This window comes from Gottfriedia acidiceleris (assembly GCF_050457485.1).
In the GTDB taxonomy this organism is placed as follows: Bacteria; Bacillota; Bacilli; order Bacillales; family Bacillaceae_G; genus Gottfriedia; species Gottfriedia acidiceleris_D.
On the sequence record NZ_JBCMJM010000012.1, the window covers coordinates 123937 to 137793 of the forward strand.

Consider the following 13857-nt stretch of genomic DNA (forward strand, 5'->3'; position numbering starts at 1 on the left):
ATAATGAACAACAACACAGCCCAAAAAATTTCATCTGATTTATTCCAACCTGCAAACGTAGATTTGAATAATGCAGATAAAATTTCAAGACCTTCAGATTCTTTTTGGAAAGACGCTAGAAGACGTTTTAGAAAAAATAAAGGTGCAATGTTAGGATTTATTATCCTTGGTATCTTATTATTCTTTACATTGTTTGGTCCAATGATGAGTGGACACTCATATAAAGATCAAGACTTAAAAAGATCAAAATTACCACCAAAAATTGGTGTTTTAGAAAATGTAAAATTCCTACCATTTGACGGAATTGATCAATATGGAAACGATGTTTATAAAAACAAAAATATTAAAGAAAATTACTGGTTTGGTACTGATGATTTAGGTCGTGACATTTTCACAAGAACTTGGGCTGGTGCTCGAGTATCAATCTTAATCGGTTTATTAGCAGCAGTAATTGATATGGTAATTGGTGTTACTTTTGGAGGTATTTCAGGATTCTTTGGCGGTCGAACAGATACAATCATGCAACGTATTGCCGAAGTATTAATGGGTGTTCCTTATCTAATCGTAGTAATCCTATTCATCTTAATATTTAAAAACCCAGGTATTCTTTCAATCGCTTTAGCGATGGTAATTACGGGTTGGGTAGGTATGTCCCGAATCGTTCGTGGTCAAATGTTAAAATTAAAAAATCAAGAGTTCGTTTTAGCTTCAAGAACATTAGGAGCAACAAATACTCAACTAATTGCTAAACACTTAGTTCCAAATATTATGGGTCCGATCATCGTTATGATGATGTTCACAATTCCAAACGCAATCTTTGCTGAAGCATTCTTAAGTTTCATCGGTTTAGGTATTGCACCACCAAAAGCATCATTAGGTTCTTTAGTAAGCGATGGCTTCAAGTCATTACAAACTTTCCCTCATATGATGATTATTCCAGCGGTTGTAATCAGTTTATTAATTTTAAGTTTCAACTTAATTGCTGACGGATTACGCGACGCTTTAGATCCAAAAATGAGTAAGTAATTTTGAAGGGAGAATGAACTATGAGTAAATTATTAGAAGTAAAAGATCTGTGTGTCTCCTTTTATACTCATGCTGGTGAAGTTCAAGCAGTACGCGGAGTTTCATTTGATCTTAAAAAAGGTGAGACATTAGCAATTGTAGGTGAATCTGGTTCAGGTAAATCAGTTACATCTAAAGCATTAATGGGGTTAATTCCAAACCCCCCAGGTAAAATTAAGAGCGGTGAAATCTTATTCGATGGAAAAGATTTAGCTAAATTAAGTGAAAAAGAAATGCAAGCTATTCGTGGAAAAGAAATCTCAATGATTTTCCAAGATCCTATGACTTCTTTAAATCCAGTACTAACGATTGGATATCAAATAACAGAAGGTCTAATAAAGCATCAAAAAATGAGTAAAACTGAAGCAAAGAAAATTGCTTTAGAATTAATAAATCTTGTAGGAATTCCAAATGCTGAAGCTCGTTTTAAACAATATCCACACCAATTCTCTGGCGGTATGAGACAACGTGTTGTTATTGCAATGGCATTAGCATGTAATCCAAAATTATTAATCGCCGATGAGCCAACAACAGCTCTTGACGTTACAATTCAAGCTCAGATCCTTGAGTTAATGAAAGAAATTCAAAGAAAAACTGATTCAGCAATTATCTTTATTACACATGATTTAGGTGTAGTTGCGAATGTTGCAGATAAAGTTGCAGTTATGTATGCAGGTAGAGTAGTTGAAATGGGAACTGTAGACGATATTTTCTACAATCCAAAACATCCTTACACTTGGGGACTTTTAGCTTCAATGCCAGACTTAGATAATGAACAAGGAGCAGAATTAGTAGCAATTCCTGGTACACCACCAGATCTATTAAATCCTCCAAAAGGTGATGCGTTTGCACCACGTAATCCAAATGCTTTAAAAATTGACTATGAAATGGAACCCCCTATGTTTAAAGTGTCTGATACACACTATGCTGCAACATGGCTATTACATGAGGATGCTCCAAAAGTTGAACCACCTGAAGCCGTTAAGAAGCGTATTCAACGAATGAAGGAAGGTGAAGTAAATGTCAAATAAAGCAGAAAAATTAGTTGAAGTTAAAAATTTAAAACAATACTTTAATACAGGTAAAACAACAGTTAAAGCAATCGATGATGTTACATTTGACATTTTCCGTGGAGAAACTTTTGGTTTGGTAGGTGAATCAGGTTCTGGTAAATCTACAACTGGACGTTCAATCATTCGATTATATGATGCGACTGATGGACAGGTAATTTTCGATGGTGAAGATGTACATGGTAAGAAAAGTCGTAAAGAACTAAAGCAGTTTAACCGTCGTATGCAAATGATTTTCCAAGATCCATACGCTTCATTAAACCCGCGTATGAAAGTTGCAGATATCATTGCAGAGGGTATTGATATTCATGGTTTAGCTCGTAACAAAGAAGAGCGCATGAAAATGGTTTATGACTTACTTGAAACAGTAGGTTTAAATAAAGAGCACGCTAACCGTTTCCCACATGAATTCTCAGGTGGACAACGTCAACGTATCGGTATTGCAAGAGCACTTGCTGTACAACCAGAATTTATTATCGCTGATGAACCAATCTCAGCTCTTGACGTGTCAATTCAAGCTCAGGTTGTAAACTTAATGAGAAAGCTTCAAAAGGAAAAAGGTTTAACATATTTATTTATCGCCCATGATTTATCAATGGTAAAGTACATTAGTGACCGTATCGGTGTAATGTACCACGGTAAAATTGTTGAGCTTGCAGACAGTAGTGAATTATATGATTATCCAATGCATCCTTACACAAAATCATTATTATCAGCAATTCCGCTTCCAGATCCTGATTATGAGCGCAATCGTAAACGTATCGTTTATGATCCAAAACAACACGATTATTCAAACGAGGAACCAAAATTACGTGAAGTTCGTCCTGGACATTTCGTACTTTGCTCTGAAGCAGAATTTAAAAATTATCAACAAATGTATAAATAATAAATCAATCCTAGTGAGTTTATCGCTAGGATTTTTTTATTCGATTAAGTAGATGAGATTATGAGGATATAGAACAGCAAAAAGAAGGAAAATGGTTCCTCATTAGGGGTTCATGAGGAAGTAAAACAGGGAAAAAGATGGTGTTAGGTTCTTCATAAGAGGCTGATGAGGAAGTAAAATAGCCAAAAGAAGGAAAATGGTTCCTCATGAGAGGTTCATGAGGAAGTAAAACAGCAAAATGAAGGAAAATGGTTCCTTATGAGAGGTTCATGAGGAAGTAAAATAGCCAAAAGAAGGAAAATGGTTCCTCATGAGGGGTTCATGAGGAAGTAAAATAGCCAAAAGAAGGAAAATGGTTCCTCATGAGAGGTTCATGAGGTAGTAGAACAGCCAAAAGAAGGAAAATGGTTCTTCATAAGAGGTTCATGAGGAAGTAAAAAAGCCAAAAAAAGCAAAAAGGTTCCTCATGAGAGGTTAAAAAAGATTACTCAAATAAAGTTCAAGGGGCAAGTAAAAAAAACAGAAGCCGAAACAATCTTTAACGATTAATCATCATACATTTTAAGGGAAAATTAAGGTGGAGGTTTTATGATAAAAAGTGTAGATAGGGCTAGGGGTAATAATGGTAGGACAAGCTTAAAAGAAAATTAATCCAGAGTGTACAATGATAACCGAATTTTTAATTCAAAGCCCCTGAATCTAATATTTCAAAGTACTGTACCATAGGACGAACTAGTGACATTAATCATTCTACATTAGTTATACACTAAACCTTATCAAGGCAAAAAAAAGAAAGGGCCTTTGCCCTTTTTTTAATCGTAAATTTCTAATAATACTGTTCTTAATAAGTTTTTTTACGGAACTTGCCTTGGCCACCAACTTGTTTAAAGTTTGCAGACATTCTGTCAGACATATCAACAAATTGACTTTTTTTACTTCTACCAAATATTTTTTCGCCAATCGCGTTTGTAAACACACCATTAAGTGCAGTAATTCCAATTACTAACACTGCAACAATCAATAGATCAGTTATGTAAGCTGCCATAAGATTAGCCTCCTAGGAATGTAAGCGTTACTATTATTGTATTAAAAATTTGGTGAAATAGAAAGAATAAATAAGCTTTTTCCGAATAATTATTTTTGGGCCTTTTATAAAGCAAACGGGCTTTTAGTATTGTAACTTTTAAGTCTAAAGTTGTGTGAAATGAAAGGGGTGCTTGACTACTTTGGGAAAGATGCTCGAAGGTAAGTGACTGCAAAATTGGCTGAAACTAGGAAGCAGGTTTCATTTACGGTTAGTGAAGTTTAAGGTGTGAAAAGGAGCTTTCACATACGAAAAATGTATCATAGAAATTAGCCTATATTTTACTTAAAAATTTACTGAAAATTGTACACCTTTTGTATAGGTTTTTTAAAATTTTTTTACAAATTTGTATATATTTATTTTGCACAATACTGTATAATGTGAACATATGGTGGTAGATTAAACTAATTATAATTAACCAATTCTTATAAATTAATACACATAACTATATTACTTTTATTTAAAAGAGTAGTTAGGGGGAGAGCAAAATGGTAATTTTGTATAATTCACCAAGTTGTACGTCTTGTCGAAAAGCAAAAATGTGGCTAGAAGATAATAATATTCCTTATAAAGAAAGAAATATTTTTTCAGAACCATTATCAATTAATGAGATTAAACAAATTTTACGTATGACTGAAAGTGGTACTGATGAAATTATATCAACAAGATCAAAAATTTTCCAAGAATTAAATGTAGACTTAGAAAGTCTTCCTTTACAAGACTTATATGAAATCATTCAGAAATATCCTGGTTTACTTAGAAGACCGATTATTATTGATGAGAAACGTTTACAAGTTGGTTATAATGAAGATGAAATTAGAAGATTTTTACCGCGTTCTGTTCGCACATATCAATTACGTGAAGCGCAACGTTTAGTAAATGAGTAAATCTACGTTTTGAATTGTGAAAAAAATTACAATTCTTGATTAAGATTCTCAATCATATTGAACAAATACTTACTCATATTATATAAAAAGCTGTAAAAAGTTAAATGCATACTTTTTACAGCTTTTTTTTAACAATTAGGATGTTCGCTTACGGTATCGAATATTATTAAAATAGAAACCTATAACAATAGTGAAAATTATACAAGATGATCCGACAATTAATTCCATATCGTTCCGCCCGTTTATATATTGACTGATAAATGGCTCGTCTATTAACATTTTGCTAGCTGTTATTGAAAGAACAGAAGCCCCTACAAAACTCAATATTGGATATCTTTCTAAAAACCATAAAACGATTTTGCTTCCCCAAATAATAATCGGAATTGAAATGGAAAGACCTAAAATGACTAATGATGGCTTTCCGTTTGATGCCCCAGCTATTGCTAATACGTTATCAATCCCCATAACTAAATCAGCAAACACAATTGTACGAATTGCGTGGAAAACTGTGTAGTTCTCCTTTATAGAAGGGTTGTCATCCTCCTGAATAATTAATTTGCAAGCTATGTACAAAAGTAATATTCCGCCAATTAAATGCAAGAATGGGACTTTAAGAACGTAAATTGCACATATTGTTAGGATAATTCGTAAAACAATTGCGGTAATACTACCGAAAATTATCGCTATGTTACGTTGCTTATATGGTAATTTTCTACATGCTAAGGCAATGACAATAGCATTATCTCCACCTAAAACAATGTCTATTATTACAATCATTAAAAAGGACCATATATAATGAAGATCTATCATGAATTCACCTCTCTTATTAAAAGCTTTAAATGATTGTCCTAATATTAATAGGTATATGATGATTTTTAAAAAATAGGTGAATTTTATTTCCAAAATTATAAATTGTATCATAAAATATAATTGTAGTTACTATTCGCATTTAATAAATTTTCATGGTAAGATAGATAAAAATTTACTTATTAAAGCTAAATTTTTAAGAGTATTTTTCTAATTTACTATTTCAGAATTTTATATTTAACATAAATTTCTTTTACTTTATTTATTCTATTTCGTCTAACGCAATTACTTGTTGTTCATTAAAGGAGGGGGAAAACAAATGGAAATAGAAAGAATTAATGAAAATACGTTTAAGTTCTCCATATCCTACTTAGACATCGAGGAGAGAGGTTTCTCTAAAGATGAAGTATGGTTAGATCGAGAAAGAAGTGAAGAGCTTTTCTGGGAATTAATTGATGAAGCGCATTTGACTGAGGAATTCATTGCTGGTGGCCCCCTATGGATTCAGGTACAGGCACTAGACAAGGGTTTAGAAGTTGTTGTAACAAAAGCTGTGATTTCTAAAGACGGCAAAAAAGTAGAAGTGAATTTAGGTGAAGGAGAAAAGAATTTAGAAATTCCATTTATCTCTGTAGATGATGACGATGATTCAGATGAAGATGATGATGACGATATTTTTGAATCAATGGATGAAGAGGATACAGAACTTATTCTATCCTTTAAAAATCTTGAAGACATTATTTCATTATCGCATGCTGTTAATCAAGAATCATTTGAAACTACGCTTTATTCCTTCCAAGATTATTACTATCTTTATGTTAAATTTGAAGAAGAATTGCTTGATGAAGTTCAAGTCGATTACTTATCATCAATGTTACTTGAATATGGTCATCGTTCAAAAGTAACTATACATGTTTTAGAGGAATATGGAAAATTGATTTATGAAAAAACAGCTTTACCTCATTTTAAATCAATTTTTCCATTATTGTAATAGCCGATGCCTTAGGGATCGGTTTCTTTTCTTTATAAAGGAGAATATTGATGCAATTTCGATTAAAGATTTTAATATTTTTATCAATTGTAGTATGCATTTTATATTTTGCTTCTCCAACTATTAAATTCATTTGGTTAATGAATTTTGCATTTTTTGAGAAATCTACTATTTTTAGATTAATAAGTATAATGTTCTCGATAACGGCTATAGGTGTATCGATTATTATTTTTCTAGAAAATAGAAATCCTGCTAGAACTTTAACATGGATCATTCTTTTAGCTATTTTCCCGTTATTCGGTTTTGTTTTTTATTTAATTTTTGGACAAAATTACAAAAAGAAAATGGTCTATCGAAAAAAGGCAATTAATGATCAAAATGCAAATGGTTTAATTAGTGGATCAGAAGATGTAGAAGTGAAAGAATTTATAGCGCAAAATCAAAGATTAGAGTATCTAATAAATATCGCAGCTAAACAGAGTAATACACCAGTCACGATGAATACTTTTACAAAAGTTCTTACAAACGGAAGTGAAACATTTCCAAAAATAATTGAGGAACTAAAAAAAGCAAAGCACCATATTCATATCGAATTCTATATCGTAAGAAATGATGAGATTGGTAATCAACTAAAAGATATACTAATCGAAAAGGCACTAAATGGTGTAAAGGTTCGATTTCTCTATGACGCTGTAGGTAGTTGGAAATTATCAAGAAATTTTGTAAAAGACTTACGAAAAGCAGGGGTAGAAATACTACCATTTTCTCCAGTTAAAATTCCAGTTTTAAACGATACGATAAATTACCGAAACCATCGGAAAATTATCGTCATAGATTCGAATGTAGGATTTGTTGGCGGTTTAAATATTGGAGATGAGTATTTAGGGAAAGACCAATATTTTGGAAAGTGGCGAGATACCCATCTATACCTTAATGGAGAAGGTGTACGAACACTACAATTCATTTTCTTGCAAGATTGGTATTATATGACGAATGAGTTAATTGATGACAAAGAGTACTTTGACATTAATGCTAGTAGTTATTCTTCCAAAGGAGCAATTCAACTTGTATCTGGTGGTCCAGACCGAAAGCATGAAGTGATAAAAGAGTTATTTTTTGCGATGATTACAAGTGCAAGGAAAAGTATTTACATTGCTTCACCATATTTTGTTCCTGATGAAGATATTTTAACTGCGCTTAAAGTTGCAGCAAATGGTGGAGTCAAAGTAAAAATTCTAATGCCTGATCGTCCTGATAAGAAAATCGTATTTTATGCCTCACGTTCATATTTTCCAGAGTTATTAGAAGCAGGGGTCGAAATCTATGAATATAGACAAGGCTTCTTACACAGTAAAATATTGATTGTCGATGATGAAATCGCATCTGTTGGAACGGCAAATATGGATATGAGAAGTTTCCGTTTAAACTTCGAGGTCACTGCATTTTTATATTTAGAAGAAAGTATTAATCACTTAGTTAATGATTTTAATAATGATATCCATGATTCTGAAGCAATTATTTTTAAAGATTTCAAAAAGAGACCTATATACAAAAGGATATTTGAATCATTATCAAGATTAATGGCACCACTTTTGTAATGAGCTATCTTATTGATAGAACATTGATAGAACATTTTTATAATATTTTATATAGTCACCTACCAAATAAAAAGATTAATTTGGTAGGTTTTTTATTTGAAAAATCGTTTTTAATTTTTTTGAAGGATAATACGAAATGGATAGTGAAGTAATTTGGAAAGGAGGTAGTTTAAGATGATTGTGGCATTAAATACAAAAAGACATACTATTAATTTATTTGAAGTTAAAACAACAGAGGATTTATTAAGATTAAAGCAAATCGGACCATACTTTTGCCCGATTTGTAAAAAGCAAGTGAGGCTTAAAATAGGAGTAAAGAGGGTAACCCATTTTGCGCATATAGATTTGACTGAATGTGAAAATGAGAAAAAAGAGAGCATTGACCATTATAAAGGGAAGTTTGCATTGTATCAATTTTTTAAAAAGTTTAATGTAAATGTTGAGGTTGAAAAATTTATACCTGAATTAAATCAAAGACCTGATTTATTTATCAAATTAAATACTCTTCAAATGTGTGTTGAATATCAATGTTCTGTTATTCCTTTAGAAATAATGATAAGGAGGACAAACTCTTTTAAAGATAGTGGAATGAAAGTTTTGTGGATCTTAAATGACAAACTATTAAATCAAAAAAGATGGTCATCTTTCTATATTAATTCCCTTTCTATTTATTCACTTGTTAGAATTAATGTTTTTTCACTTCTCTTCTATAATCCTACATTACAATCATTTACTGTGCTTTCCTCGTTAATAGCATTTTCTCCAGTCCAATATATTGGTCAAAAGGACGTATTTCCAATAAATAATTTCAGTCTTAAGGAATTTTTATCTCCAAATAGAATTGATAAAAAGGTATTTGTATCAAAATGGAATCGTTTAAAAAAGGATTTTAGACTATATCAACATTTGCATACTAAAGGTAATTTAAAGGTTTTTAAACAGTATTTATACAATGCAAATATTAATTATTTTCCGGCAGTAATTGGAGTTCCTTTAGAAAGTAATTGCATAATTAAAGAACATTGTATCTTTTGGCAAGGGCAAATATATTTTAAATTTTTTCATGAAGTAGAAATTGGACAACTGATCTTTATTGATAGAATAAATCAGTCTGTAAAAATGGATGCACAGAATGGTAAATGGAGAGTTAATCAATTTCAAGATAATGAAATTGATAATTTGGAGAAATGTGTAGAAAAGTATATTGACTTTTTAGTAAAAATTAGAATCGTAAAACGCATTAAAAATGGTAAAATAATGAAGATAGCTAATGCTATTATTCCATCATCATTCCAACAAGCATTGGATGAAGACTGTCTGAGCGCTAATACAGCATTTGATTTGTTGTTTAATGCAAGAACTGATTCAAATGATGATTAATATCAGACACTGGAATGTTATTAATACTAATAATAATTTTAGGGGGATCAGACATGCTAGAACAAAAAGCTGTTAAAAAATTACCAACTAGAAGTGAGGTTCAAGAAGAATTAACTTGGAAGTTGGAAGATATTTATGAAACAGATGCAAAATGGGAAGCAGAGTATAAAAAAGTACTTGAATTAATCCCATCGTTTTCAGAGTTTAAAGGTAAATTAGGTGAGTCATCTCAAACACTTTTAAATGCATTAAAAAAGCAGGATGAAATTTCGTTTTTATTAGGTAAATTGTATACATACTCACATATGCGTTACGATCAAGATACAACAAATTCTACATATCAAGCTTTAGATGATCGTGCGAAAAATCTATACACTAAGGCTGGAAGTGCAATGTCATACTTCGTGCCTGAATTATTAACAATTTCAGAAGATACATTGAAAAAATTTATTGAAGAAAATAATGAACTGAAATTGTACGAGCACTCTTTAGAAGAAATTTTAAAGCAAAAACCACATGTTCTTTCAGCAGCTGAAGAGGAAATTATGGCACAAGCTTCTGAAGTTTTATCTTCTTCTAGTAATACGTTTGGAATGTTAAATAATGCGGATTTAAAATTTCCGACGATTGAAGACGAGAATGGTGAAGAAGTAGAAATCACACATGGTCGTTATATTCACTATTTAGAAAGTGCAGATCGTCGCGTTCGAAAAGATGCTTTTGAAGCAGTTTATCATACGTATGATGCGTATAAAAACACTTTTGCAAGTACTTTAAGTGGTGCTGTTAAGAAAGATAATTTCAAAGCAAAAGTTAGAAAATATGATAATGCTCGTCATGCAGCATTAAGTAATAACGAAATTCCTGAGATTGTTTATGATCAATTAGTTTCTACTGTAAATGATAATTTAAATTTATTACATCGTTATATTGCTATTCGTAAAAAAGCGTTAAAGCTTGATGAAATTCATATGTATGACTTATTTACTCCATTAGTAGAAGAAGTAAAAATGGAAGTTAAGTATGAAGAAGCAAAAGAAATTTTAGTAAAAGCATTAAAACCATTAGGTGATGAATATGTTGAAATTCTAAAAGAGGCATATGAAAGCCGTTGGGTAGATGTTGTAGAAAACAAAGGAAAACGTAGCGGAGCTTACTCTTCTGGTGCGTATGGTACTAACCCATATATCCTAATGAACTGGCAGGACAATGTAAATAATTTATTTACATTAGCACATGAATTTGGTCATTCAGTGCATAGTTATCATACTCGTAAAAATCAACCTTATGTTTATGGAGATTACTCAATCTTCGTAGCTGAAGTTGCCTCTACTTGTAATGAAGCGATTTTAAATGATTATTTACTAAAAAATACTGAAGATCCTAAGCAAAGACTTTATTTACTAAATCACTATTTAGAGACTTTTAGAGGAACTGTATTCCGACAAACGATGTTTGCGGAGTATGAACATCAGATTCACGTATTAGCTCAAAATGGTGAAGCATTAACGCCAGATTTATTAACGAAAACATATTACGAGCTTAACCAAAAATATTTTGGTGATGAGATCGTAATCGACGAGTTAATTGGATTAGAATGGAGTAGAATTCCTCATTTCTATTACAATTACTATGTTTACCAATATGCAACAGGTTTCAGTGCTGCAACAGCACTTTCAAAACAAATTCTAGAAGAAGGCGAACCAGCAGTTGAAAGATACTTAGGATTCTTAAAAGCAGGAAGCTCTGATTATCCAATTGAAGTATTGAAAAAAGCTGGCGTTGATATGACCTCTTCACAACCAATCGTAGAAGCATTGAAAGTATTTGAAGACATGTTAAACGAAATGGAAGAGCTTTTATTTAACGAATAACATATTTAAACAAACACATGTAGCATCATAGCTATATGTGTTTGTTTTTTTATCCTACTTTTTCTGTATCTTTATACCTACTAATTTGTGTCTAAAATGTGAAATATTTCTCAAATGGTTGCCAAACTCTAAAATAAATTGTATTATAAGGGTGTGAATTACTTCACAAACACAAATACCCCTTTGTTGAACGTGAAAATTTCTCCCATCCCCTTGATGTAAAATATTACATCAAAAAAATGACCTAGCGAAAGCTAGGTCTTTTTTTTTGATTCTTAAACAACATACTGATAATAAATTTGATCTTTTTGAACAATTTTCTTAACTTTTCTACGTAGGATTAATTTTTTTAATTCTAACTCCATACATTGAGTCGATTGTTCGTAAATCATACATAATTCTTTAATCGTAACAAATGGTTGGAATTTAATAAATTCAGCTAAATCAGGTAGTTCTCGTTTCTCTAACTTTGTATTCGTCATTAGTTCTAATATTTTTACATAAGTCTGATAGCTTTCAAAACCAGAAACTTTCAAACCTTCTTCTTCAATATTTTCATTAAAAAATACAACGCTTGGTATTTCAGTTACGTGCATTTCTTTTGTAACTTTAATATCACATTGCAAAGCTTTAATAGAGTGGGTACTGTGTAAATCTTCCATAAACTCTTTTACATCAATATTTATATCTTTAGCACATTCGATAAGAACATCTTGATCTGTAATGTCTAAATCCTTCAAGAAATAATATTCTTGTAACTTCTTTAAGTAGTTAACGCCAGCTACTCTACCTTGAAGCTCAGCTGCTTTTAATGCAATTGCAGAGTAATATGGGTAAAGTTCTTTATTATCAATCCATAAGTGATCGTCGCAAAGGATATCCGATCTGCTAGCTGTCTTCTCCCACACGAATGCAAGCTGAGAAGATCGTTTTTCTAATAGTTTTTTAGTTGTGTAATATCGATTAACTGGAATATAAGTAGATGAAAAATATTGGCCATATTCTAAGTGAAACTTTTTTAAAATTGTACTAAAATCCCAACAATTTCTACAAAGTGGATCTATGAATACATACAATTCAATCGATTTTTTTGTACAATTCTGCTCGGGAAGCGTGATTGATTCATTTTTATATTGTTTGTCATTCATATATTTCACCCTTAATGCAATTCATACGTCCGTACTATAACAGACTTGAAAATTAATTTGTAAGATATAACACGTTTATTCTCTAATCGTATTGTAGCAACGGATAGTTAATATTTCAAATATGATGCACTATTTTTCATTAATCTATTAATATTTCCTTAATTCATTTGAGTAAGGAGATAAAAAGAGGGTGTCCCAGAAGTTTGAGCGAATTGTAAAATAAATTTATGAAATGGAATCAAAGAAAAAGTCTGGTCTGAAAATATGGATGAGAGAAATGCAATTAAGGAGTTTATCTGTGCAAATAAAGTATAATCTGCAAATAAAATTAGAGAATCGCAAATAAAATTGTCAGAACTGCAATTACATACTAAAAAACGCCAAAATATACCCTTTAGGTTTCTCTGGCGTTTGAAAGTAACTATTTGCGTTGGGTTATTTGCTCATATGTCAGTTAGGTTGATTTCCTTGTTTAACATTAAAAAAGCGTCTAATTTTATTTAAAGTTTTACGTTGAGGAATTTGAAGATTCTCTAACAGATTAATAAACTGTTGTTTACCAATGTTTTCGTCCCAAACTTCGAATTCTAACTCATAATCCTCGTGATTTAAATATGTACTATGATCTAAAACTAAAAGTCCACTTTCATATGGAAATTCTACTCTGTTTGTAGTTAAGTCACCTATTAATACTAGGGCATTTAAGTTTAATCTTGCTTCGTTGATATATTCTTTTACTTCTCCATCTGGAAGAACATATGTTTTTAGCATAGTTGATGCTTCCGTTTCACTAATTTTTTGATTAATTTCTAAATGTCCAACTGCTTGTTTTATTTTTAAAGTTAAAGTATATGAAGTTAGTGACTTTTTTCGGATTCTTAAAGCTCCACCATGTTCTTTAATTGTAAAATCAGGTGTCTCAAAATAATAATTAGTTTGTGATTGGAAACTTGACTCGATAACTTGGAAATACGATTTAAGCTTTGCAAATTCCTCCTTTGTTAATAAGTTCTTAAATTCAATTTCAATTTCTTTAGCCATAAATAACTCCTTATTTTTAGTATTAT

General features: G+C 31.2%; 12 protein-coding genes. 8 read left to right on the forward strand and 4 right to left on the reverse strand.

The genetic code is table 11. From position 1 onward, the window contains the following. Positions 1-3: 3 nt before the first annotated feature. The 3 genes from opp3C to ABEY15_RS13695 are packed head-to-tail and all read left to right on the forward strand — an operon-like array spanning position 4 to position 3021. Entirely contained in the window at positions 4-1026 is a 1023-nt protein-coding gene (gene opp3C, locus ABEY15_RS13685; RefSeq protein WP_429890658.1) for an oligopeptide ABC transporter permease, read from the forward strand. A 20-nt stretch (positions 1027-1046) separates the two neighbouring features. Continuing rightward, positions 1047-2096, forward strand: a complete 1050-nt coding sequence (locus tag ABEY15_RS13690; protein WP_429890660.1) for an ABC transporter ATP-binding protein — start codon at positions 1047-1049, stop codon at positions 2094-2096. Continuing rightward, entirely contained in the window at positions 2086-3021 is a 936-nt protein-coding gene (locus tag ABEY15_RS13695) for an ABC transporter ATP-binding protein (RefSeq protein ID WP_429890662.1), read from the forward strand. Before ABEY15_RS13690 ends, ABEY15_RS13695 begins: the two co-directional genes overlap by 11 nt. An 841-nt stretch (positions 3022-3862) precedes the next feature. On the opposite strand, the gene ABEY15_RS13700 is transcribed toward ABEY15_RS13695, so the two are convergent. Further along, entirely contained in the window at positions 3863-4066 is a 204-nt protein-coding gene (locus ABEY15_RS13700; protein WP_069032985.1) for a hypothetical protein, read from the reverse strand. 527 nt (positions 4067-4593) lie between these two features. Here ABEY15_RS13700 and spxA point away from each other — a divergent pair. Further along, a complete protein-coding gene (gene spxA / locus ABEY15_RS13705; protein WP_056473638.1) occupies positions 4594-4992 on the forward strand; it encodes a transcriptional regulator SpxA in 399 nt (132 codons plus the stop codon). Between the two features lie 135 nt (positions 4993-5127). Here spxA and ABEY15_RS13710 read toward each other — a convergent pair whose 3' ends face one another. After that, the gene (locus ABEY15_RS13710; protein WP_429890769.1) at positions 5128-5799 is read right to left on the reverse strand and encodes a TerC family protein; all 672 of its coding nucleotides are present in this window, start codon (positions 5797-5799) and stop codon (positions 5128-5130) included. 319 nt (positions 5800-6118) lie between these two features. Here ABEY15_RS13710 and mecA point away from each other — a divergent pair, with 319 nt between their 5' ends. The 4 genes from mecA to pepF all read left to right on the forward strand — a co-directional run bounded on the left by mecA (position 6119) and on the right by pepF (position 11642). Beyond that, positions 6119-6790 carry an adaptor protein MecA gene (mecA, locus tag ABEY15_RS13715; protein WP_429890664.1) on the forward strand — a complete coding sequence of 224 codons (672 nt, stop codon included), beginning with the start codon at positions 6119-6121 and terminating at the stop codon, positions 6788-6790. A gap of 50 nt (positions 6791-6840) precedes the next feature. After that, entirely contained in the window at positions 6841-8388 is a 1548-nt protein-coding gene (gene cls / locus ABEY15_RS13720; RefSeq protein ID WP_429890666.1) for a cardiolipin synthase, read from the forward strand. A gap of 174 nt (positions 8389-8562) precedes the next feature. Then, on the forward strand, positions 8563-9768 hold the full coding sequence (locus ABEY15_RS13725) for a competence protein CoiA (protein WP_429890668.1): 1206 nt from the start codon (positions 8563-8565) through the stop codon (positions 9766-9768). Between the two features lie 53 nt (positions 9769-9821). Continuing rightward, entirely contained in the window at positions 9822-11642 is a 1821-nt protein-coding gene (gene pepF / locus ABEY15_RS13730) for an oligoendopeptidase F (RefSeq protein WP_429890670.1), read from the forward strand. A 275-nt stretch (positions 11643-11917) separates the two neighbouring features. Here pepF and ABEY15_RS13735 read toward each other — a convergent pair whose 3' ends face one another. Together ABEY15_RS13735 and ABEY15_RS13740 are read right to left on the reverse strand one after the other, a co-directional pair. Continuing rightward, positions 11918-12790, reverse strand: coding sequence for a DsbA family protein (locus ABEY15_RS13735; protein ID WP_248266699.1), 873 nt, complete (start codon positions 12788-12790; stop codon positions 11918-11920). 450 nt (positions 12791-13240) lie between these two features. After that, the gene (locus tag ABEY15_RS13740) at positions 13241-13831 is read right to left on the reverse strand and encodes a CYTH domain-containing protein (RefSeq protein WP_429890672.1); all 591 of its coding nucleotides are present in this window, start codon (positions 13829-13831) and stop codon (positions 13241-13243) included. Positions 13832-13857: the final 26 nt, after the last annotated feature.

What these genes read in the sequence shown, in the direction of transcription:
- ABEY15_RS13695 (WP_429890662.1), top strand. Translation starts at nt 2,086, where the DNA reads ATGTCAAATAAAGCAGAAAAATTAGTTGAAGTTAAAAATTTAAAACAA.
- ABEY15_RS13735 (WP_248266699.1), bottom strand. Translation starts at nt 12,790, where the DNA reads ATGAATGACAAACAATATAAAAATGAATCAATCACGCTTCCCGAGCAG.
- ABEY15_RS13725 (WP_429890668.1), top strand. Translation starts at nt 8,563, where the DNA reads ATGATTGTGGCATTAAATACAAAAAGACATACTATTAATTTATTTGAA.
- opp3C (WP_429890658.1), top strand. Translation starts at nt 4, where the DNA reads ATGAACAACAACACAGCCCAAAAAATTTCATCTGATTTATTCCAACCT.
- ABEY15_RS13690 (WP_429890660.1), top strand. Translation starts at nt 1,047, where the DNA reads ATGAGTAAATTATTAGAAGTAAAAGATCTGTGTGTCTCCTTTTATACT.
- cls (WP_429890666.1), top strand. Translation starts at nt 6,841, where the DNA reads ATGCAATTTCGATTAAAGATTTTAATATTTTTATCAATTGTAGTATGC.
- mecA (WP_429890664.1), top strand. Translation starts at nt 6,119, where the DNA reads ATGGAAATAGAAAGAATTAATGAAAATACGTTTAAGTTCTCCATATCC.
- pepF (WP_429890670.1), top strand. Translation starts at nt 9,822, where the DNA reads ATGCTAGAACAAAAAGCTGTTAAAAAATTACCAACTAGAAGTGAGGTT.
- ABEY15_RS13740 (WP_429890672.1), bottom strand. Translation starts at nt 13,831, where the DNA reads ATGGCTAAAGAAATTGAAATTGAATTTAAGAACTTATTAACAAAGGAG.
- spxA (WP_056473638.1), top strand. Translation starts at nt 4,594, where the DNA reads ATGGTAATTTTGTATAATTCACCAAGTTGTACGTCTTGTCGAAAAGCA.
- ABEY15_RS13700 (WP_069032985.1), bottom strand. Translation starts at nt 4,066, where the DNA reads ATGGCAGCTTACATAACTGATCTATTGATTGTTGCAGTGTTAGTAATT.